Genomic DNA, 19999 nt, shown 5'->3' on the forward strand with positions numbered 1-19999 from the left:
CTCTGGACTACGTGGCACCCCGAGCACACCCCGCATTAACGGCGTAGGGTGTGCAGAAACCAGGGGGTCATTACAGGCCAGCGTTGGGAGATGGCCTTGCGGCGGGTGTAGAAACGCACGGCGTCGGGGCCGTAGGCGTGCAGGTCGCCGAACAGCGAGTCCTTCCATCCATCGAAGCTATGGAAGGCGACCGGAACCGGCAGCGGGACATTGATGCCGACCATGCCGACCATGCCGACTTAGATAGCGTCGCCTTTGCGAAGCGTAAAAAGGCTATCCGGTAGTGGCCCATTCGAGCCGGAACGCAATGGAAGGGCTGGCTATACCTAGTCCTCGGTTTTAGCCATATATACCGCCTCTTGCCCATATGCCGATAAATCTGTCTTAAGCGGCTCACCTACATGCACAATTTTGAAGCCATGACGCAGCCAATACGATGACGCCCCTTGGATAGCGACCAAGGATATTCTTTGGTATCCCCTGTGCCGTGCGACATCTAGCACAGCGTCCAGCATGTGTTTTGCGGCACCAGCTTTACGGGCAGTGGGAGTTACCGCCATATCATGGATGCACAAACTATCCGCATCTGGTGGCACTGGATACTCAGCGCCATTTAAGTCAGGCACTTCGCCAAACACCCATGGCAGAGATACAACATAGCCCACTACCAGCTCACCCTGGACTGCCATGAAACAAAAATCAGGGGCAACAGAGAGCTTTGCGGAAAAGGAATCTACTGTTTCAAGAAGGCTCTCGCTGTAGCACTCCCGCTGTATGCGAGACACTTCCGGCAGGTCGGACGGTGACATTCTTCGGATTTTCACGTCAGGATACACCCTGTATTTTTTAAGTATAATGCTGCCCCCACTCTAGTGGGAGAAGTCCACATCGCTGTACTTGACCTTATTATGTATCGTTACCATCTCTTTCCATCCAAACATTTGCTTTTTCCTCAAAGTCAGGACGCTGTACGGGCACGATGCAGAAACGTTGGCCACTCGGTGCCTCCAGTATCGTGAAATGACGTACTTTCCCCACCTTCTTCGCGCCTAGTCGCTCAAGTCTTACCACTTCAGCTTCAATGTCATCAGCTTCTATATCTAGATGAACACGACTGGGATGGCTTACTTTCTGAACAAGTATCTTCGGCTGTGATGGATCGACTTCGAGCTCTCGGTAGTTTTCATCCCCAGGCTCCATATTGCAGGCGAAAACTTTACAGCCCAGTGCAGCCCCCCAGAACGCAGCGTCACTAGCAAGGTCATCAGTTTCACAATCTATAACGAGCGTCTGCAGCCTGCTTTTATGCATATAACGGCTCCTGAAGATGTATAAAAAGCATTATATAGCGAGTTCGCATAAAAAGTTTAACGAGCATCCGCGCTCATGATTTTTATGCTCCGCACCAAACCTTTTATTCACAATGAATATGCGTTTTACCTAGCCATATAACACTAATAACCACGCCTGCCACTTTGCCCCAATGTGGGCCTCGCGCCGACATTCGCCCTCGCCCACTCGCCCCGCTACCTTCTACCTACGCTACCGCCAGGTGCAGCGTTGCATGCTCCACCGCTTCGCTATCGATGTACCTGAGCTTATTTGTGCTTCCTAAGAAGGCAAGCCCTTAATTTCGCAACCTAGCTTAATTTAACGTTGATTAACATACCGCTACACGAAAGACGTAGACACAAAAACGCCCGCGCCGATGTGAGCGGCGCGGGCGTGGAGTTCAGCCGTGGGGCGGTTCAGGAGGGGAAGCTGAACTGGGCGGTTTCCTGGTCGCTGCGCTTCCTACCGGCTGGTTTTCCGGCGGTCCATCGCCACGGCAATGTCCTCTTCGTGCTCTTCGCCCCAGCCGCAAAGCGGCTCCATGGCCCGCACCAGACTCGCCCCGAAGGGCGTCAGCGAGTAGTCGACGCGCAGCGGGATCTCTCCATAGTCGGTTCGCTGGACGATGCCGTCGGACTCGAGCTCCTTCAACTGCTGGATCAACATTTTGTCGCTCACGCCCCGGACGCTTCGCTTGAGCTCGCCGTAACGCGTCGGTCCCTTGTTTAAAAAGAACAGAATCAACGGCTTCCACTTCCCGGAGATCACGTGCAGCGTCGCATCCAGGCCGCAAATGAAACGTGGGATTTCTGAGTTTTCTTTCGCCATAACGGGTACTTACCAAAAGGTGCATACTTGAACATTTGTAAGCGGTTTATATATCGTGAAGGCGAATCAAGTCAACACACACGGAGACCCAACCATGAGTCGGCTAAACGGTAAAATCGCACTAATCACAGGCGGAGCCAGCGGCATCGGCCAGGCCTCGGCCCAACGCCTCATCGACGAAGGCGCTTTCGTCTTCATTGTCGGACGGCGCCAGGACGTCCTCGACAACGCGGCTGAGGCACTGGGATCCAACGCCCGGAGCATCCAGGCGGATGTGACAAAGCCGGAGGATCTCGACCGCGTCTTCGACACGATCCAGAAAGAAAAAGGGCACCTGGACGTATTGGTGGCCAACGCGGGCGTTGGCGAATTCGCTAGCCTGGGACAGATCACCGAGGCGCACTACGACTACATCTTCGACATCAACGTCAAAGGCACCCTCTTCACCGTCCAGAAGGCCCTGCCCCTGATGACGAACGGCGGCTCCATCATCCTCACCGGGTCCACGGTGGGCAGCATGGGCACCCCGGCGATGAGCATCTACAGCGCCTCCAAGGCGGCCGTCCGAAACCTGGTGCGCAGTTGGGCCCATGATCTCAGGGGCACCGGCATTCGCGTGAACGTCATGTCTCCTGGCCCGACCAAAACAGACAAGCTGATGGAACTGCTCCCATCCGAAGCCCTGAGCGAGATGAACCGGACCGTACCGCTTGAGCGTCTGGGCGATCCCAAGGAAACCGCAGGCGCGGTGGCGTTCCTGGCGTCCGACGACAGCAGCTTCATGACGGGGAGTGAGGTGTTCGTTGACGGGGGCTACGCGCAGGTTTAGATGGCTGTCCCACTATTCCCTCGATGGGAGGAAAGAACATGAAGGCTGCATATTATGATGTTCCAGGCGGACCGGAGGTCCTGAGCTACACAGAAGTCGAGGCTCCGGTTTGTCCCGAGGATGGAGTGCTCCTCCGGGTGGAGGCAATCTCGATCGAGGGGGGCGATCTCATCAATCGGGCGACGGCGGCGCCTCAGGCAGCAGGCCACGTTCCCGGCTATGCGGCTTCGGGCGAGATCATCGAGGTTGGCACGAAGGTTCACGACCGCTTCATCGGGCAAAAGGTGACGTCATTCGACATGGGCGGGTCCCATGCCGAATTGCGCGCCGTGAAGACCACGCGGACATGGATCGTGCCGGACGGGTTGCAGATGGCGGCTGCGGCCGCCCTGCCCATCTCGTTCGGAACCGCCCATCACAGCCTGTTCGCGCGCGGAAACCTGGTCGACGGCGAGACCCTGCTCGTGCAGGGCGGAGCGGGCAGCGTCGGGGTCGCGGCAATCCAACTGGCACATCGCGCCGGCTCGAAGGTGTTGGCAACCGTCTCGGGCGCGGATCGCGTCGCGCGACTGCGAGCTTATGGGCTGGACGCCGCGATCGACCACCGCTCAGAGGATGTGACAGCGGCCGTCATGCGGCTGACCGACGGCCGCGGCATGGATCTGGTCGTCGATCCCGTCGGGTCCACGCTCGCGGGATCGCTTGCCGCACTCCGGCCCGAGGGCCGTCTGGTCTTCGTCGGCAATGCAGGGCGCGCGTCGCTGGACCTGGACCTCTGGCCCGCCTTGCAGGCCAACCAGACGCTTCTGGGTGTGTTCATGGGCAGCCAGCTCGAAAAACCCGAAGTCCACAGGACGGTCGACGACATGTTGCGCCTGGCCGCCACCGGTGAGCTGGAGATTCCCATAGATCGACGGTTTTCGCTTTGCGAGGTCGCGGCGGCACATGCCTATGCCGAGGAAAATTCCATTCTGGGCCGGGTCGTCCTTGTCCCTTGACCTGCGAGACCCGGCCGATGTCTCGTAAAGGCTGCACACCGGATAACGCAGCCTGCGAAGGCTTCTTTGGTCGGCTTAAGGCCGAACTTTTCTACCACAGGAATTGGCAACACACGTCGCTCGAGCAGTTCATGGAGGAAGTGGATTCCTACATACGGTGGTATAACGAGAAACGGATTAAAATCTCGCTAGGTGGCCTGAGTCCTCTCGAATACCGAAAGGACCTAGGGATCGCAGCATGAAGGAGTCCAAGAAAAGCGCCGCCCCCCCCTTTACGGACTTATAGCTCCGGCGTCGACGACCCTCCGGGGCCCGGATGAACAAGCAAGGAAGGAACGTTTGTGGCCCCAGCCGGGCCGTGGAGCAGTTCGAACATCAGGAGCAATGCTCTAGCCCTCCAATGCACGCTGCTCTCGTCGCCAGGTGGCCGGCGACGAATTCGTCATCGGCAGAAGGCCTCTCTGCAGCCCATGGCTCTGAGCGCGCTGGCATGCGCACACCCATGCGCATAGGCTATCTTTACGTGATTACTGTTCCCGGAGGCTGTCATGGGCAAGCTCTACAACACAGCCGCACCAAAAAAAGCCGCGAATCTTTCAGTTAACAGCGACTTGCTGAATAAGACCCGCGCTCTGAACATCAACCTCTCGGCCACCCTGGAGCGGGCATTGCAAGAGGAACTGGCAAAGCGCGCAGCTGAGCAATGGGTTGAAGAAAACCGGTCAGCGATCGAATCGCTACAACGAATTCGTCGAGCAGCATGGCTGTTTCGGAGACGAATTTCGGGAGTTTTGATGGCTCAGTTCGACGTTTATCCGAACCCCAGCCGAACCAGCAAGACATATTACCCTTACTTGGTGGATGTTCAAAGCCCTCTACTTAGAGAGCTCGCAACGCGTATCGTCATCCCTCTGGGTTAACGCTCCGCCTTTGGCGGGCAGGCCATGCAGGGCCTCATACCGGAAATTACCTTCGCCGATCAGGAATTATTGTTGCTGACCCCGCAAATTTCCTCAGTACCTGAAAAACACCTCAAGAGCCCGATTGGCTCCCTGGCTCATGCCAGAGAACCGATTGTTAAAGCTCTGGATCTCGCTATTACTGGTATTGAATGCCCGCAGCATGCGCGGCTTTGTAATGGAGGCGAAGCCGCAATGAAAAAGCCGTCGCTATGCCTGCGTATTGTTCAGCATTTTCTGCAGTCCACTTGGATACTTTATTTTCCAAATCTCCAAAAATCATAACATGCCTTAATCTGAAATGAGGGTCTGACGAGGCCTTCTCCAGTCTCTGAGCAAGCAACTCTGCGCAATTGGCTCGATCCTCATGGATGAGCAAGTCGGATTCCATTGCTTCTCCTAACACAAAGCAAATGTTGAGGAATGGAGCAATTTTCTGTCCCTTATAATAAGCTTTCGTCCTAATCTCACCGAGCTGCTCCATTATGTGAGGTAACTGACATACTCGATTCACAAAGGCTTGGTCATTATATTGTGCCTTCAGTTCAGCTTGAATTTTTGCAAAGAACATCCTCAACTTTATTTCTTCAAACATAATCTCGACTCCTTCCGACTGGCATGTCTAACGTGCGCCATAAGCAGTCGAGTGAAACGAGGTCCGGCGCACGGAGTGCATGAACTGAATGGCCTGGTTAAGCCTCGTCACTGCAAAACCTTACGCATGAGTGCGTTTGGAACGACTACCCCCCGCAACTCGGGCGCCCGCCGCTCAATTATACAGAACCCGAATTTTTCAAAGAAAGGCTGTGCCGTTCGACTGACGTCGGATGTCAGTTCTGTTAAACCAACCGAGACTGCCTCACTGTGAAGAGTCGACATCAATAACCTTCCAATTCCCTGACTTGGGTGAAATCCCGAGACGAAAAAATGATCAATATAGCCGGAAGGTTGCACATCGGCATACCCAACAACCTTTTCGTCAATCTCTACGACAAATGGCTTGATATCACGCATTTTCCGTGCCCAAAGCTCCTGATCCAAGCTTGCCGGCGCCCAAGCATTAATCTGCTCCGGTGTGTAGTCACGGCTTGCAACAAGGTGAATCGCCGAGTGAAAGATTTCGAAAAGCTCACGCTCTTCGCCAATACGAAAGCGACGGATATGCACTATTGCTCCTGTGAGGCTTAACGACAATGCCTAGCCGTACCGGAACCGCGAAGCGGTGAAGGCGTGGACTTCCCCCAAAAAAGTGGACACGCGCCATCAGTGCAAATCCTCAAATTCCAGCGGCGTCCTGTAACCAAGGCTGCTGTGGAGCCGTTGGGTGTTATAAAAGCCTTCAATATAGCGATTTATATGCTTCCGTAATTGCCGCATCGTCACGAAACTGGTGGCGTGCAGCAATTCTCCCTTCAACGTCTTGAAGAAGGACTCAACCTCGGCGTTGTCCGTGCATTGGCCCGGGCGGTTCATGCTGTGACGTACCCGATGCTGTTTTAGCAATCGTTGCGTCTTTTGGGCCCGGTATTCGATACCTCGATCCGTGTGAAGCAATAATCCAGCAGCGGGACGCCGCAATTCGAAAGCCTCTCGCAGGGTCGCTCTGGAGAAATCCGCACTCAGTTTCTCACCCAATCGCCAGCTCAGCACTCGACGCGAGAACAGATCCAGCACCACCGCCAGGAAGACGTATTTCGAACCCAGCTTGATGTAGGTGACGTCGCTGCTCCACTGCTGATCGACAGCGTCCGGTGCGGAGGCTTCCAAACGGTGATTGGGCAGCGCTTTCAGCTCATGACGTCGCCTCGCCAAGCGCCGGTAGACACGGGAAACACGCGCCCTCATTCCCCATTGCTGCATCACCTTCGCAACCCGGTTTTCACCTACCGTGACGCCCTCACGGCGCAACGCTTGATAAACCCGTGGACTGCCATATCGTCCCCCGCTGTCATCGTAGATCTTGCGGATCTGGGACAACAGCACAGCCTGCTCGGACATTCGTTTGCTTGGCTTTCGGTTGACCCAAGCGTAGTAGCCGGAGCGTGAAATGCTCAGGTGCTGGCAAAGCGACTTTACGCTGTATCGTTGCCGGTGTTTCCAGACGAACCGGAACGCTTCCGTCGTTCCTCGGCCTGAAAACGTTGAAACTTTTTTAGGACGTCGTTTTCCTCCTCAAGCTCCGCAATCCGGCGTTTGAGGCGGGTGACTTCATCCTGCTCCCTGACCTTTTCCTTGGCCTCGGCAGGCGCTTTCTTGACCCGTTTCATGGCAAATTTTCCCTCTCGGTACTCCTTTCGCCAGCGTGACAGCATGAACGGGTGAATATCCAGCGCTTCCGCGACCCCTTGGACGCTTCGGTGAGCCTGATGGCTCCATTCGACCGCCTTCACCTTGAACTCAGTGCTGTAACGTTGCGTTTTCTTCCCCGTGATGATTGCGGGCATCGGTTTTCTCCTCCGTGGGAGTTATCGATGCGTGTCCACTAAATCGGGGGACGTCCAGAACGAATTTAATTGCCTTGTTAGGCATTCGACACCGTGGCAGATGCCACGTACGCAAGTCCGATCATACCGAAAATGAAACAAACAAAGCCGGTGGCCGCCAGGATCCAGATTAGCCACTCACACCAGCCTGGGTCATTTGGAGCACCCTGCCGTTTGCCATAAATTTTTTGTCGCCACCTTTCACCGAAGGCGTAATCTCTGCCGATGATTGCGACGAGCGATGAGGCGAGACTCAGGATTGAAATAAAAAGGCCCCACCACGATGCTTGCAGAATAGGAATGAGAGCCGCCGATAGCAATTCACGTGAAGAACCACTGAAGAAGCCTATAGATACAGTCAATGAGCCGCCGGCAAGAATGAAAATTGCGCGCACCAAGGAATCAGCACGGCCCCGAACGTCGGCTTGATGTGCGTTAAACTGTTCATTCTCATCTGCCATAGTTTTTACTGCCTAACGCCGCCAACACGCGCAGCTTTGAAGTGAAGGCGAAGCCGCAACGAAAAAGCTGTCGCTGTGCTTGGCATTGTTAGCCAGCGGAGGCTGGAAGAACGTCATAGGTTGCATAGTTGTAATCGTCAGAACCATTAAACTGGTAATACTCTTTAACCGTACGTATTTCAATCATGACCGTCACATGCCGCCCCACATCTGCGAGTTCCAAATGCCAAGTCCATGTGTCACTAGGAGACCAATCCTTTCGAACAATGAAAGATTGTCCACTTCGCTGGACTGAAAAGCGGTACTCCAGCTGCGAGTTTGTGGGTGAATGTCCGATAGCACGAATGGTTACGCTTTGACCAGAATGGATTGTGCCGCACCTGAGATTTGACCAGTCGCCTCCAGTGCCCTTTCCCCACGAGTTCTGGTTTAAATTACCTAGAGAATCATACGTCGCTGTGAGCCACGAATAGCCTGCCAGTCGCATCTGCTCGATTGGGGCAATATTCAGTCCTTGCCTCCATTTCCAAAGCCCTGCCACTTTCTCAGGGGATAAGGCAATCACATAGTTATCTGTCATACGTGCGACGTCAGCCAAAATGCCTCGGGCCTTCTCACGATGCGATGCGTTGGTAAGATCAGCAGCTAACCCAATTAGGAAGTGTGTCAAATTGTACTGTCGAGACTCAGCAATTTGCGCCATAACACTTCGGCGAAAACTTGAACCTTGATCGAAGTCACCGGAGCTTTTTATCTGTACCCCCAATTGACCAGAGATATCCGATGCGCGGTACTGCCAAACTGAGTCTACACCGCCGTCTCGTAGGCCTTGCGTGAGATCACCCGAGCCGGTGATACCGAATCGGGGGGCGTGGTGGAAAAGGAAGTCGTTTGTTGCACCTACAAGGTCATCATGTGGCACGTTACAGAGGAGTGCCGTTTCATCACGTGCAAGCTCGTAAAGTTGTAGCACTTCTAAAATAGGTTCAATTTTATTCACTGCCCGTGTACCCGCTATGTGATTTGGCTAACGCCGCGCACACCGGTGCGAGCTTGCGAGCATCCGGCAGCCGAAGGCTGCGTAGTGCTGCGCTTGGTTAAACGTCACTTGGCACCACCGTAGATTGATGGTGAAGCATTTGCCACCTATTCTCGCATTTCACCCAAACCGAACTCCTGTGCGAGTTATGACCTGGAATACTGGCACGGTATTTCACTAGCGCCGCCCTCTCGCCAAGCATGTGGACCGAAAAATCGCTAAGCTCATAGGCTGGAACTGGGCCATCAGCCTTCAGAACATCCGCCTTGGTAATAACTTTTCCCGAGCTACCAAACTCCTCAAAATCTTCGGCAAGGAGTTCTTTAATGCGCTCACGATCATCTCTCGCCGAAGGGTTCACCAGCTCCATTTCAAAGTCAATTAAAGTTTGAGCTACGTCCATTTCAAAGACCGTTTAACGACTCAATAACCGGCGAGCGGTAGCGAGTCCGGCGCATGTTTTTAATGCGCGCAGTTCATTGACTTGTTATCCCCGCCTTTTCGAGCATTTGCGTCACTTGCTTTGCTGAATTTTCATGCTCACCGCAATACTCAACGACACTAAGTCCCACTATATCAAGCCGCTCGTTAATAACAGATATACATTTACTGATTTCTTCACGTGTCGGTCCACCATCAGTAGGCATTAGAGCGTCCGAAAAGTCATCGGGATCTATAACATCAACATCAATATGTATGTAAACTTTACTAAACCCATGTTGTAAAACCAAATCAGCCAGGCAAACATCGACCTCGCAATCCGATATGTTTGATTTTTCAATATACTGTTTCTCACTTAAATCTAGGTCTCGAACCCCAGCGAGAAATACTTGACGAGAATCAAGGGGTCTTTCGATATGTTTACAAAACTCCTCCGGCCCCTCTCCAAGTAAAGTCCGTAATATCATTCCATGAAAATGGCCGCTTGGAGAGGAAGCCGGCGTATTTAGATCACCGTGAGCATCAAACCAAACAACTGCCAGATCACCCTCATAGCGACTATTTAGATAGGATACCGGAGCAGCGTCTATTCCGCATGAGCCGCCAACCGTTAAGACTCGTTGTGGTGATTTTTCCCGAATTAAATTCAAATTTCTTACAAACTTCTTAGCTATAAAATCCAGAGCAAAGATGTTATCTTTTATTTCTAGTTTTTGAACATCTGTCGTACCGAAATTCTTATACATTTTGCAATTGAACAATTCTTGAGCAAGCCTCTTCGAACCTTTCTCTAAAATCGTGCTTTCACACCCTTGCCACTCTGGATTGAGACATAGCAAAGCATCTTTCATACTGGCTCCTTATTTAAGGGATAACAGGTATTAGATAGCGCGCTCGTATAACAACTTGAACGAGCGCGCGCGTTCAAGATTCTTATACTGCACAGCCATCCCATTGATTTCCCAGCACTATTCACCCGATCTCACGATATAGTACCAATAACAGCGCATGCCACCTTTGCCACCCTGAGAGCCTCGGGCCGACTTCCGCCCTTGCCCCCTCGACCGGATACCGCTTCCCCACGCTACCGCCAGGGCGAGGAACTACAACCCTCACCGCCTCGGCCATTATTTATGCCATCAAGCCCTTAAGTATCTCTAACCTATCGCGATTCAACGCCGATTAACATAGCGCTACACGAAAGGCGTACACACAAAAACGCCCGCGCCGGTGTGGGCGGCGCGGGCGTGGGGTTCAGCCGTGGGGGTGGTTCAGGAGGGGAAGCTGAACTGGGCGGTTTCCTGGGCGGAGCGCTTCGGCCAGCGTTGGGAGATGGCCTTGCGGCGGGTGTAGAAGCGCACGGCGTCGGGGCCGTAGGCGTGCAGGTCGCCGAACAGCGAGTCCTTCCATCCACCGAAGCTGTGGAAGGCGACCGGCACCGGCAGCGGGACGTTGATACCGACCATGCCGACTTCGATGGCGTCGGCGAAGCGGCGCCCGGCCTCGCCGTCACGGGTGAACACGCAGGTGCCGTTGCCGTACTGGTGGGCGTTGATCAGGGCGATGGCCGCCTCGAAGGTCTCTACGCGCACCACGCACAGCACCGGGCCGAAGATCTCGTCGCGGTAGATGCTCATCTCCGGCGTGACGCGGTCGAACAGCGTGGCGCCGAGGAAGTAGCCGGGCGAGCCTTCCACCAGCGGGTGCTCGCGGCCGTCGACCACCAGCTCGGCGCCGGCGCGCTCGCCCTGCCCGATGTAGTCGGCGACCTTGTCGCGCTGACCTTCGTTGATCAGCGCGCCCATGTCGAGACCGCGCTCGGTGCCCGGGCCGATCTTGAGCTCGCGAGCCTGGGCGGCGAGACGCTCGACCAGGGCGTCGGCGGTGGCGTCACCCACGCACACGGCCACGGAGATCGCCATGCAGCGCTCGCCGGCACTGCCGTACGCGGCGCCGATCAGGGTGCTCGCGGCGTTGTCGAGATCGGCGTCCGGCAGCACCACGGCGTGGTTCTTGGCGCCGCCGAGGGCCTGCACGCGCTTGCCCTGCTGGGTGCCGCCCTCGTAGATCTTGCGGGCCACGGGGGTGGAGCCGACAAACGACAGTGCGCGCACTTCGGGCGCTTCGATCAATGCGTCGACGGCCTCGCGGTCGCCGTGGACGACGCTGAACAGGCCCTTGGGCAACCCGGCTTCGTCGAGCAGTTCGGCCATCTTCACGGCGGCCGAGGGCGTCTGCTCGGAGGGCTTGAGGATGAAGGCGTTGCCGCAGGCCAGCGCCATGGGATACATCCACAGCGGCACCATGGCCGGGAAGTTGAACGGCGTGATGCCGGCGACGACGCCCAGCGGCTGATGGTTGGACCAGGTATCGATGCCCGGCCCGGCATTGTGGGAGTACTCGCCCTTGAGGAGTTCCGGCACGCCGCAGGCATACTCGACGTTCTCGATGCCGCGCTTGAGTTCGCCCATGGCGTCCTCGAGCACCTTGCCGTGTTCCTCGCTGACCAGCGCGCAGATCTCGTCGGCGTCACGCTCGAGCAGGGTCTTGAAGCGGTACATCACCTGGGCACGCTTGGCCGGCGGCATGTCGCGCCAGGCGGGCTGGGCTTCACGGGCGGCGTCGATGGCGCGTTGCACGGTGGCGGTATCGGCCATCGCCAGGCGGCGAACCGGCGCGGCGGTGGCCGGGTTGAGCACGTCGATGGTGCGCTCGCTTGTCAGTCGCTCGCCAGCGATCCGGTGGTATACGTCTGTCATAACATCTCTTCTCTATCGAATATGGGCGTCATGTCGGGATACGGGCCGTCTTAAAATTCCCGGCCGAGCAGAGCCTCATCGAACGGATAACGCGAAAGCTTTTCGATGCCGGTGTCGGTCACCAGCACTTCCTCTTCGAGCTTGACGCCGTCGGCGCCGCCGACCTCGCCGATGTAGCTTTCCACCGAGACCACCATGCCGGGTTCGAGGATGCCGTCCTTGGAGAAGCGGTCGAAGTCCATGTGGTGGGCGACCAGCGGGGTCTCGCCGTGCATGCCGACGCCATGGATGATCGAGGGGTAGCGACGGTCGAGAAAGCGCTCGGGAATCTTCCAGGCGTTTTCGGCGATCTCGCGGTAGCTCATGCCCGGCTTGAGGATGCCCATGTTGTGGTGCACCTGGTCATAGGCCATCCGGTAGAGGCCCTGCTGATAGGCGGTGGGCTTGCCGGGGCCGACATGGAAGGTGCGCGAGAAATCGGAGTAGTAGCCGTGGCAGCCGATGGTGTCGGTATCCAGCGCGACCAGCTCGCCGGGGCGGATCACCCGGTTGCTGGCTTCGTTGAACCAAGGGTTGGTGCGCGGGCCGGAGGACAACAGCCGCGTCTCGATGAACTCGCCGCCTTGGCGGATGACGTCGCCGTACATGATGGCGAACAGCTCGTTCTCGGTGACGCCGGGCTTGATGGCAGCTTCCACGGCGGCCACGGCGGCCTCGCTGCCGGCCATCGACTGGGCCAGACAGGCGATTTCTTCGGGCGTCTTGATGCGCCGGCAATGCAGGGTGTCCTGCATGCAGTCATAGACATCCAGCCCCTGGGCTTCCAGCGAGCGGGCCAGGTTCATTGTGCAGCGGTCCATGCCGATCTTTTTGTTGCCCTTGCCGTGCTCTTCCATCAGCTCGGCGATCTCGATGCCAAACGGGTCGGAGGACATGTTGTCGCGCTGATTGACGGCGGACCACACCACCTTGGAGGTGCGCGCTTCGTCGATGGTCTCGAGCCAGGTGGAGACGTGCGCGCTGCCCGGGTATTCGAACAGGATCACCGGGCCTTCCAGCGGCACGTAGATGTAACGCGTGGAGTTGCGCAGGAAATAGCCGAACATGTTGCGCGAGCCGGTGGCGTAGCGCTGGTTGTAGGGGTCGAACAGTACTAGTGCCGCGTAGCCTTGCTCGGCCATCATCGCGCGTAGACGTTTGAGGCGCCCGCCGCGCAGTTGCACCGGGTCGAAGGCAGTGGGAATGCTGTCGCCGTTGGCCATGGGGGCGGAGGGCACGACCGGTATGGCGTTGGGTTCGTTGTCGGTCAGGTTTTCGAAGTCGACGATGCTCATGATCAAGCTCTCTGTAGCTATTCGTTATGGGGCAAGTTCGCCGTCGCGGGGCGCGTATCCGCGACGGCGAGCGTAGGCCGGTATCGGTGGCGCCTGGTCGTTCGGTCTCGTCAGTCGGCCAGGCTGTCGCTGCGCTGCATGCCCTCTTCCAGCAGACGCTCGTGTACCGGTGCCATGCGCCCGAAGATGCGCTTGGCGCGCTCGGGGCGGCCGATGAAGCCCGGCTCCTTGGCGTAGGCGAAGATCACGGTGTGGCGCTCGCGGTCGCCTTCCACCGGGGTCACGCGGTGCAGCGAGTAGCGGCCGAAGAAGATCTGCAGGTCCCCCGGCTGGAGATCCAGCGACTTGATCTGCGAGCGGTCGCCGTCGATGACCTTTCCCACCCCTTCGAAGTTCTCGCCCTCGGGGCTGCGGATGCCCGGCGCGTACTCGAACCGGCCGCCGCCGTGGGACTGGCGCGTCATCATGGTGACGATGAATTCGTTGGTGTCGTAATGCCACGGATGCTGGCAGCCCTCGCGCAGCACGTTGACGACCAGGTCGGCCAGTGGATCGGCGTACTGGTGGATCTCCTCCATGCCCACCACGCTGGCGATGAAGCGCTGGAAGCCGGGATCGGAGTAGACCTGGCGAATGATGGTGTCGGCGTCGATGCGATCCCCGGCGACAAAGCCGTTGGTGCGGTCGCCGAAGCGGTTCTTGGGATGCGAGGCCGGCAGGCTGGGGTCGCCGTCGCTATTGTAGGGATTGGTCTCGGTCTGGTTGTAATGCGCTTCCGGCGAGAGTCGCTCGGTTTCGCGTTCCAGCCGTGTCAGGGCCTCGTCGGGCACAAAGCCCTTGAGTACCACACAACCGTCCTGACCGAGCTGGGCACGGCACTCTTCGACGAGGGCCCGGCCGCGCTCGCCGTCCAACTGGTCGATGGGGTAACGCTCGAGATCGATCAGACCTTGGAGTGCGTTGTCGTCTGCCTGCGTGGCGTTGGCTGGCATGCGGATCTGCTCCTGACTTTTTCCAAAAACGTTTCCAATAACGTATGGACAGGGTAGAGAGGCAGGTTCAATAATAGAAATGAATGGTTAAGATCAAAAAGATTGCAAAGGCTCATAGATCATGGATACCGACCTGCTCCGCGCCTTCGTCACCGTCGCCGAGTGCGAGGGCTTCAGCGCCGCCGGCAAGGTGCTGCATCGCACGCAGTCGGCCGTCAGCCTGCAGATCAAGCGGCTCGAGGATCAGATGGGCGAGTCACTGTTCGAGCGCACCAGCCGCAGCGTGGTACTGACCCCACCAGGCGGGCGCTTGCTGCCCTACGCCCGGCACATACTCAAGCTTCAGGACGAGGCACGCCGGGTGATGGGGGTGGACCGCCAGGGCGAACTGATCCGCCTGGGTACCTCTGAGGAACAGGCGAGCACCTACCTGCCCGAGTTGCTGCCGCGCTTCGCTGCCCGCTTTCCCGAGGTGCGCCTCGAAGTGAGCTGCAGTATCAGCGGTTCGTTGGTGCATGACTTCCAGGAGGGGCTTCTGGATGTCGCGCTGGTGGTGCGCCATGGCCCCACGCAGACCGGTCGCCTGCTGGGCCGCGAACCTATGGTGTGGGTGGTGGCCGAGGACCGCGCCATCGACGACTGGGAGATTCTGCCCCTGGCGCTGAACCCAGAGGGCTGCACCTTCCGCGCCCATGCATTCGCGGCCCTGGGCCCCACCGAGCAGCGTTGGGACGTGCGCTATTCCAGCCAGTCACCCACCGGCATCAACCTGCCGGTACAAGCCGGGCTGGCCGCCACGGTCAAGACCCCGCGCAGCGTCCCCGAGGGCTGTCGCATCGTCGGCGAGGAAGAAGGCCTGCCGCCGCTCGGGCACGTTGAGATCGAAATGCATCGCACGCCCGGCCACTCCAGCGACGCCTTCGTCGCCTTCTGCGACGAGCTGGAGCACATCGTCACCGCGACCGACTCGCTGGAGTCGCTGGAATACGTGGCCGCAGAAGGCTAAACGCAACACGGCGCCCCGAGGGGCGCCGTTGGCGTTTGCAGGCGACGCGTTCGCGATGCGTCGCCGTCAGTGCTTCTAGGAGCGCTCGGGCACCGGGGTCGAAGCGCGCGCCGCCCGGCGAGTCGCCAGACTCACGCCCACGTAGCAGGCGGCCGAGGCCAGGCAGCCATAGAGCGGCCCTTGCACCCACCCGAGATCGGTACCCAGCAGCAGATAGGCACTCACGCCGAATCCTGCCGCGATGGAAGTGAATGCCCCCAGCGCATTGCCCTGCCAGAACGTTGAGCACAGCGACACCCCGAACAGCGAGGCCATGAGGGTGCCGTTGCCGAGAATGCCCAGCCACAGGATCATCACCGGCGGCAAGTAGGCCATGCCCACGAAGGCACCGATCCCCACGGCCAGTACCATGAGCCGGTTGAAGGTCATGGTGGTGGTGAACCCTTCCTGCTTGCCCAGCGCCGAGCGAAGGTCGTAGGAGAGCGCCGTGGAGACGGTGTGCATCAGCGAGTTGGCCGTGGATTTCATGGCGAACAGGATGAACAGCGTCATCACGCTGGACATCAACGGACCGACGCCGTGCTCCAGAAAGGTGGGCATGGCCATGTCCGGCGATTCAAGCGACGGGAAGTAGGCCTTGGCATAGAGCCCGGCCATGGGCGTGAAATTGAGCGCCAGGCCGAGTACGGCCACCCAGATACCGACGCGTGCCATGCTGACGCCTTGCTTGATCGCCAGGAAGCGCACCGACATGAAGGGCAAGGCCGCCGCCCACAGGAAGGCATAGGGCAACAGCAGGAAGGCGGATGCCGTGCTGTCGCCATAGGGCGCCCCCGTGGTGGGATTGGCTAGCTCCGGATCCTGGGCATCCAATCGACTGATCAGTTCCCCTAGCCCGACCTGGACGAAGACCACATAGGCGATCACGCAGGAACCCAGCACCATGCCCAACACCATGAGGGCATCGGTCCATGCCACGGCCCGCAAACCGCCGAACATGGTATAGCCGATCACCAGCAAGGTAATCAGCAAGGCGCCAGTGGTGGTGGAAACGCCCAGCCAGCTCGATACCAGCAGGCCGATCGCCTTGACTTGCGAGATGAGGAATACGCTCAGCAGCAAGACGATGATGATCGCGGTCACGCCCTGCAGCCAGCGCCCCGCTCGTCCGCCGGCATGCGTCTGGGCGATGTATTCCGGCATGGTCCGGCTCCCCAGGCTGGCCGCCTTGCGGCGCAGGAAATTGGCGAAGAACAACGTGGCGATCAGGAAGGCGGGGGTATAGAAGACATTGGCGAACAGCTCTAGGGAGCCGTATTCATAGGCGACGCCAGGCGAGCCGATAAACACGAAGCCGCTGTATCCCGTAGCAATCAAAGTGGCGGCGGCCACGAAAGGCCCCAGGGAATTATTGGCCACCAGAAAGCCAGATTCCTCCTTGTCCCCTGCCGCTCGCATGGAATATAGCGACAGGCCGATCAAGATAACGGCCGAAACGCCCAGCAATATCCAGTTCAACATTAATGAAAACTCCTCGTTGGAATTGTAGTGAGGCTTTGTTTTGTTAGCGGCGGCGATCAAACGCCAGCGCAATCAGGGCCGTTGCCAGCGTCACCACCGAGGCGACGCCAAAGGCGAAAAAGGTCCAGGATTCCATATTGTTTTCCTTGGTTGGCAGATTGAGATGGGCTCCTTGAGATGTGGAAGCCGCGTGGTAGCGAGTGAAAAACAACCCGCAGAAATGCCTGCGAGATGTCACGATACTTGGGCCAAGCCAGGCAATTTTCTTGGAAAAACTTCCCTAATTTAGGGCGCCAGGCAAGACAAAACCTGCACGCGCGGGGCATCTCTGCGTTCGCAACGGGGGAAGATTTTGACAGTTCATCCAAGGGCCTCTGATAGCAATGACGTTATTGTTGAGATGGCCTGGCCGCGCCTGATGAGTACTTTGAGACGATAGCCCCCTCCTCCTGATTAAATAAAATATTTTTATTCGAAGAACAGCATCATGAATTTCTATGCAACGCACTGAACGGCCGCCTCCCATCTGGAAGGCGGCCCATCGAGCGTGAATGCGTGCTATGACGCCGGGGGAATTCTCAGGAAGCGGCCAAACCCTCGTCGAGCTGGGCGAACACCTTGCCGTGAGCCTCGGGGTCACGCGCCAGGCGATGCATGGCCTCGGCGGCGGGGCTCAGGCGCAATCCACGCAAGCAGGCGATCCCCATGGAGAGCGGGCGCGCTTCGTCGACCAGTTGCAGCGGCTTGAGACCGCCACCGTCCAGCGATTCCAGCGCCGTAAGCGGCGTGTTGAACAGCGAGAAACCGAAGCCATTGGCGACCAAGCCGCGCATCATGTCCATCGATTTGGCACGGTGGGCGACGGTCGGCGACAGGCCATGGTGGGTGAAGATCGACAGAAAATACTCGCGGCTCAGCGGCCAATCCAGCAGGACCATGGGATAGGCGACCAGTTCTTCCAGCGAGACACTGCCGCGTTCACTCAAGGGATGATCGGCCGCCACCACGGCATAAGGGGGAAAGCGATACAGCGGCGTGAAATCGATATCTTCGGGGACCTGAAGATCGTAGGTAAAGGCCAGTTCATAGTCGCCTTGGCCGAGCCCGCGAACGATGTCCACCTGGTTCATTTCATCGCAATAGAGGCTCACCGAGGGATGACGGTCGGCGAAGCGACGCAGCAGTTGGGGCAAAAAAACCGGGGCGAAAGTGGGGAAAGCCACCAGGCGCAACTCGCCGCCAATTTCCTCGCCCAACGACAATGCATATTTTTCGAGCCCTTCCGCATCGCGCAGCAATTCGCGGGTCCGGCTCAGCAATTGCTTGCCTGAGGGTGTCAGGGACAAGCCCTGTGCGTGGTGGCGAACGAACAGCTGAAGCCCGGAAATATCCTCTATTTGCTGGATCGCCGCCGAGATCGATGGCTGAGAAACATGCAGTTTGCGAGCCGCCTGGGTAACGCTTAACAGCTCCCCGGCGACCACAAAGTAGCGCAGCTGCTTGAGAGTGAATTGACGCATTGACTCGCTACCATCGCTGAAGAATCGGTCCCCCCTACGATAGGCGTAGGGAAATTCAATTCAGCATATCAGGTACCGGCGTCAAGCGTCCTGACTCCGCCTCTCCGGCAACAGACCCACGTCGCTCCACATCGCCTCGCGACGGCCAATGCCCGAATCCGGGCGCGAATCACACCGACGCGGGGCGCGGGAACTGGCCTTCCGCCAGGCGGTGTGCCTCGGGGCCGGCGAGCGTAGCCGCCAGCCGGGTCAGGAACGCTTCGCAGCGGGCCAGCTGATCGCGCGTCACGAATTCATCGGGCTGGTGCCCCTGGTCCATGCTGCCGGGTCCGCAGACCAGGGTCGGGATTCCCAGCTCACGCTGGAAGAGCCCGCCTTCAGTGCCGTAACCGATGCACGCCAGGTCCCGGTCGTCGAGCAGCGTCATGATGAAGTCCACCAGGGCATGGTCGTCGGCCATCGACAGCCCCGGATAATCGCCTAGACGCTCCAGGCGAATGCTCGCCTCGGGCGCGGTTTCGCGCATCTCGGCTTCCAGGGTAGCGGCGACGGCCATCAAGGCGTCGAGCAGCACCTCGGGGTCGTCCTCGGGGACGTTGCGAATCTCGATGTCTAGCCGGCAATCCTGCGGCACGATATTGAGCGCCGCCCCGCCCTGGATGGTGCCAACCTGCAGCGTGGTGTGGGACACCGCAAAGCGCTCATCGAAGGGGCCGTGGCTCGCCTTGGCCGCAGCCGTCTCCTCGACCCAGTTGGCCAAGCGGGCGGCGGTGTGGATGGCATTGACGCCCTGGGGCGCCATGCCGGAGTGGCAAGCCTTGCCACGCACATGTAACCGCGCCGCCAGCTTGCCCTTGTGCGCAGTGGCCAGGCGCATGGAGGTCGGTTCGCCGACCAGGCAGGCAGCCGGTCGCACCGGCTGCTGCGCGAGGTCCGCCAGCAGCGTGCGCACGCCCACGCACCCCACCTCCTCATCATGGGAGAAGGCCAGGTGCACGGGCACGGCCAGTTCGGCCTCCACCAGCGTCGGCACGGCGGCCAGCACCACGGCCAGAAACCCTTTCATGTCAGCCGTGCCGCGACCGAAAAGGCGCTCGCCCTCGATGCTCAGCCGGAAGGGATCGAAGCGCCAGTCCTGGCCGGTCACCGGCACGGTGTCGGTATGCCCGGAGAGCATCACGCCGGGGCGATCCGCCGGCCCGATGGTGGCATAGAGATTGGCCTTTTTGCCGCTTGCGTCGGGCACCCGCCGCGACGCCACGCCGTGGCGAGCCAGGTAGTCCTCGATGAAGGCAATCAGCGCCAGGTTGGAGCGGTGGCTGGTGGTGTCGAAGGCCACCAGTTCGGCAAGCAGGTCGACGACGGTGTCTTGGGACATGGAGACCCCCGGATGGTCAGGGAAGAAAGCAAGGCAGCGACGCGAGACTGAGCCGTCGACAGGTTTACGAGGAGGCGCTGTGCCCCCTTCCTTGGGCACTACTTTTGCCATCCATGGCA

19 protein-coding genes and 4 pseudogenes are annotated in these 19999 nt (G+C 58.5%); 5 read left to right on the top strand and 18 right to left on the bottom strand.

Annotated features, from left to right (window positions below):
• Nucleotides 1-35 precede the first annotated feature (35 nt).
• The 4 genes and pseudogenes from LUN51_RS16470 to LUN51_RS16480 all read right to left on the bottom strand — a co-directional run.
• Nucleotides 36-230 (bottom strand): annotated as a pseudogene (locus tag LUN51_RS16470) (hypothetical protein); the annotation flags it as partial.
• 96 nt (nt 231-326) lie between these two features.
• Nucleotides 327-809, bottom strand: coding sequence for a GNAT family N-acetyltransferase (locus LUN51_RS17470; RefSeq protein ID WP_431355588.1), 483 nt, complete (start codon nt 807-809; stop codon nt 327-329).
• A gap of 97 nt (nt 810-906) precedes the next feature.
• Complete coding sequence (locus LUN51_RS16475; RefSeq protein WP_277812103.1) at nt 907-1311, bottom strand: VOC family protein; 405 nt, start codon at nt 1309-1311, stop codon at nt 907-909.
• Between the two features lie 483 nt (nt 1312-1794).
• Nucleotides 1795-2160, bottom strand: a complete 366-nt coding sequence (locus tag LUN51_RS16480; RefSeq protein ID WP_277812104.1) for a winged helix-turn-helix transcriptional regulator — start codon at nt 2158-2160, stop codon at nt 1795-1797.
• Between the two features lie 94 nt (nt 2161-2254).
• On the opposite strand from LUN51_RS16480, the gene LUN51_RS16485 reads away from it, so the two are divergent.
• From LUN51_RS16485 to LUN51_RS17475, 4 genes and pseudogenes are all read left to right on the top strand, one after another.
• The gene (locus LUN51_RS16485; RefSeq protein WP_277812105.1) at nt 2255-2989 is read left to right on the top strand and encodes an SDR family NAD(P)-dependent oxidoreductase; all 735 of its coding nucleotides are present in this window, start codon (nt 2255-2257) and stop codon (nt 2987-2989) included.
• 38 nt (nt 2990-3027) lie between these two features.
• Nucleotides 3028-3987: a quinone oxidoreductase family protein gene (locus LUN51_RS16490; RefSeq protein WP_277812106.1), complete on the top strand. Its 960-nt coding sequence runs from the start codon at nt 3028-3030 to the stop codon at nt 3985-3987.
• An 11-nt stretch (nt 3988-3998) separates the two neighbouring features.
• Nucleotides 3999-4229 (top strand): annotated as a pseudogene (locus LUN51_RS16495) (IS3 family transposase); the annotation flags it as partial.
• A gap of 306 nt (nt 4230-4535) precedes the next feature.
• Nucleotides 4536-5033 (top strand): annotated as a pseudogene (locus LUN51_RS17475) (CcdB family protein); the annotation flags it as partial.
• A 52-nt stretch (nt 5034-5085) separates the two neighbouring features.
• On the opposite strand, the gene LUN51_RS16515 reads toward LUN51_RS17475, so the two are convergent.
• From LUN51_RS16515 to LUN51_RS16565, 11 genes and pseudogenes are all read right to left on the bottom strand, one after another.
• Nucleotides 5086-5541, bottom strand: coding sequence for a hypothetical protein (locus LUN51_RS16515; RefSeq protein WP_277812142.1), 456 nt, complete (start codon nt 5539-5541; stop codon nt 5086-5088).
• Nucleotides 5542-5648: 107 nt separating this feature from the next.
• Entirely contained in the window at nt 5649-6113 is a 465-nt protein-coding gene (locus tag LUN51_RS16520) for a GNAT family N-acetyltransferase (RefSeq protein ID WP_277812107.1), read from the bottom strand.
• Between the two features lie 96 nt (nt 6114-6209).
• Nucleotides 6210-7037: pseudogene (locus LUN51_RS16525) on the bottom strand (IS3 family transposase); the annotation flags it as partial.
• A complete protein-coding gene (locus LUN51_RS16530) occupies nt 7019-7390 on the bottom strand; it encodes a transposase (RefSeq protein WP_075368241.1) in 372 nt (123 codons plus the stop codon). The gene LUN51_RS16530 and the pseudogene LUN51_RS16525, both read right to left, overlap by 19 nt.
• Before the next feature lie 77 nt (nt 7391-7467).
• A complete protein-coding gene (locus LUN51_RS16535; RefSeq protein ID WP_277812108.1) occupies nt 7468-7890 on the bottom strand; it encodes a hypothetical protein in 423 nt (140 codons plus the stop codon).
• Nucleotides 7891-7978: 88 nt separating this feature from the next.
• The gene (locus tag LUN51_RS16540; protein ID WP_277812109.1) at nt 7979-8890 is read right to left on the bottom strand and encodes a hypothetical protein; all 912 of its coding nucleotides are present in this window, start codon (nt 8888-8890) and stop codon (nt 7979-7981) included.
• Between the two features lie 97 nt (nt 8891-8987).
• Nucleotides 8988-9332: a nuclear transport factor 2 family protein gene (locus LUN51_RS16545; RefSeq protein ID WP_277812110.1), complete on the bottom strand. Its 345-nt coding sequence runs from the start codon at nt 9330-9332 to the stop codon at nt 8988-8990.
• Between the two features lie 73 nt (nt 9333-9405).
• Nucleotides 9406-10221, bottom strand: a complete 816-nt coding sequence (locus LUN51_RS16550; RefSeq protein WP_277812111.1) for an arginase family protein — start codon at nt 10219-10221, stop codon at nt 9406-9408.
• 420 nt (nt 10222-10641) lie between these two features.
• Nucleotides 10642-12129 (bottom strand): CoA-acylating methylmalonate-semialdehyde dehydrogenase, encoded by a 1488-nt coding sequence (locus LUN51_RS16555; RefSeq protein WP_277812112.1) that lies wholly within the window; start codon nt 12127-12129, stop codon nt 10642-10644.
• A 50-nt stretch (nt 12130-12179) separates the two neighbouring features.
• Nucleotides 12180-13463, bottom strand: a complete 1284-nt coding sequence (locus tag LUN51_RS16560) for a M24 family metallopeptidase (RefSeq protein ID WP_277812113.1) — start codon at nt 13461-13463, stop codon at nt 12180-12182.
• A 110-nt stretch (nt 13464-13573) separates the two neighbouring features.
• Nucleotides 13574-14455, bottom strand: a complete 882-nt coding sequence (locus LUN51_RS16565; RefSeq protein ID WP_277812114.1) for a HalD/BesD family halogenase — start codon at nt 14453-14455, stop codon at nt 13574-13576.
• A 121-nt stretch (nt 14456-14576) separates the two neighbouring features.
• Here LUN51_RS16565 and LUN51_RS16570 point away from each other — a divergent pair, with 121 nt between their 5' ends.
• Entirely contained in the window at nt 14577-15461 is an 885-nt protein-coding gene (locus tag LUN51_RS16570) for a LysR family transcriptional regulator (protein WP_040239177.1), read from the top strand.
• Between the two features lie 75 nt (nt 15462-15536).
• Here LUN51_RS16570 and LUN51_RS16575 read toward each other — a convergent pair whose 3' ends face one another.
• The 3 genes from LUN51_RS16575 to argE all read right to left on the bottom strand — a co-directional run bounded on the left by LUN51_RS16575 (nt 15537) and on the right by argE (nt 19880).
• Complete coding sequence (locus LUN51_RS16575) at nt 15537-16982, bottom strand: sodium:solute symporter family protein (RefSeq protein WP_277812115.1); 1446 nt, start codon at nt 16980-16982, stop codon at nt 15537-15539.
• Nucleotides 16983-17560: 578 nt separating this feature from the next.
• Nucleotides 17561-18502, bottom strand: coding sequence for a LysR family transcriptional regulator (locus LUN51_RS16580; RefSeq protein ID WP_246942513.1), 942 nt, complete (start codon nt 18500-18502; stop codon nt 17561-17563).
• 169 nt (nt 18503-18671) lie between these two features.
• Nucleotides 18672-19880 (bottom strand): acetylornithine deacetylase, encoded by a 1209-nt coding sequence (argE, locus tag LUN51_RS16585; RefSeq protein ID WP_277812116.1) that lies wholly within the window; start codon nt 19878-19880, stop codon nt 18672-18674.
• Between the last annotated feature and the right edge of the window lie 119 nt (nt 19881-19999).

Source organism: Chromohalobacter canadensis (assembly GCF_029544075.1).
GTDB classification, from domain to species: Bacteria; Pseudomonadota; Gammaproteobacteria; order Pseudomonadales; family Halomonadaceae; genus Chromohalobacter; species Chromohalobacter canadensis_A.

Coding starts and splice junctions, on each gene's coding strand:
- LUN51_RS16490 (WP_277812106.1), top strand. CDS start 3,028: ATGAAGGCTGCATATTATGATGTTCCAGGCGGACCGGAGGTCCTGAGC.
- LUN51_RS16550 (WP_277812111.1), bottom strand. CDS start 10,221: ATGAAAGATGCTTTGCTATGTCTCAATCCAGAGTGGCAAGGGTGTGAA.
- LUN51_RS16515 (WP_277812142.1), bottom strand. CDS start 5,541: ATGTTTGAAGAAATAAAGTTGAGGATGTTCTTTGCAAAAATTCAAGCT.
- LUN51_RS17470 (WP_431355588.1), bottom strand. CDS start 809: ATGTCACCGTCCGACCTGCCGGAAGTGTCTCGCATACAGCGGGAGTGC.
- LUN51_RS16570 (WP_040239177.1), top strand. CDS start 14,577: ATGGATACCGACCTGCTCCGCGCCTTCGTCACCGTCGCCGAGTGCGAG.
- LUN51_RS16535 (WP_277812108.1), bottom strand. CDS start 7,890: ATGGCAGATGAGAATGAACAGTTTAACGCACATCAAGCCGACGTTCGG.
- LUN51_RS16560 (WP_277812113.1), bottom strand. CDS start 13,463: ATGAGCATCGTCGACTTCGAAAACCTGACCGACAACGAACCCAACGCC.
- LUN51_RS16555 (WP_277812112.1), bottom strand. CDS start 12,129: ATGACAGACGTATACCACCGGATCGCTGGCGAGCGACTGACAAGCGAG.
- LUN51_RS16530 (WP_075368241.1), bottom strand. CDS start 7,390: ATGCCCGCAATCATCACGGGGAAGAAAACGCAACGTTACAGCACTGAG.
- argE (WP_277812116.1), bottom strand. CDS start 19,880: ATGTCCCAAGACACCGTCGTCGACCTGCTTGCCGAACTGGTGGCCTTC.
- LUN51_RS16485 (WP_277812105.1), top strand. CDS start 2,255: ATGAGTCGGCTAAACGGTAAAATCGCACTAATCACAGGCGGAGCCAGC.
- LUN51_RS16475 (WP_277812103.1), bottom strand. CDS start 1,311: ATGCATAAAAGCAGGCTGCAGACGCTCGTTATAGATTGTGAAACTGAT.
- LUN51_RS16565 (WP_277812114.1), bottom strand. CDS start 14,455: ATGCCAGCCAACGCCACGCAGGCAGACGACAACGCACTCCAAGGTCTG.
- LUN51_RS16545 (WP_277812110.1), bottom strand. CDS start 9,332: ATGGACGTAGCTCAAACTTTAATTGACTTTGAAATGGAGCTGGTGAAC.
- LUN51_RS16580 (WP_246942513.1), bottom strand. CDS start 18,502: ATGCGTCAATTCACTCTCAAGCAGCTGCGCTACTTTGTGGTCGCCGGG.
- LUN51_RS16480 (WP_277812104.1), bottom strand. CDS start 2,160: ATGGCGAAAGAAAACTCAGAAATCCCACGTTTCATTTGCGGCCTGGAT.
- LUN51_RS16575 (WP_277812115.1), bottom strand. CDS start 16,982: ATGTTGAACTGGATATTGCTGGGCGTTTCGGCCGTTATCTTGATCGGC.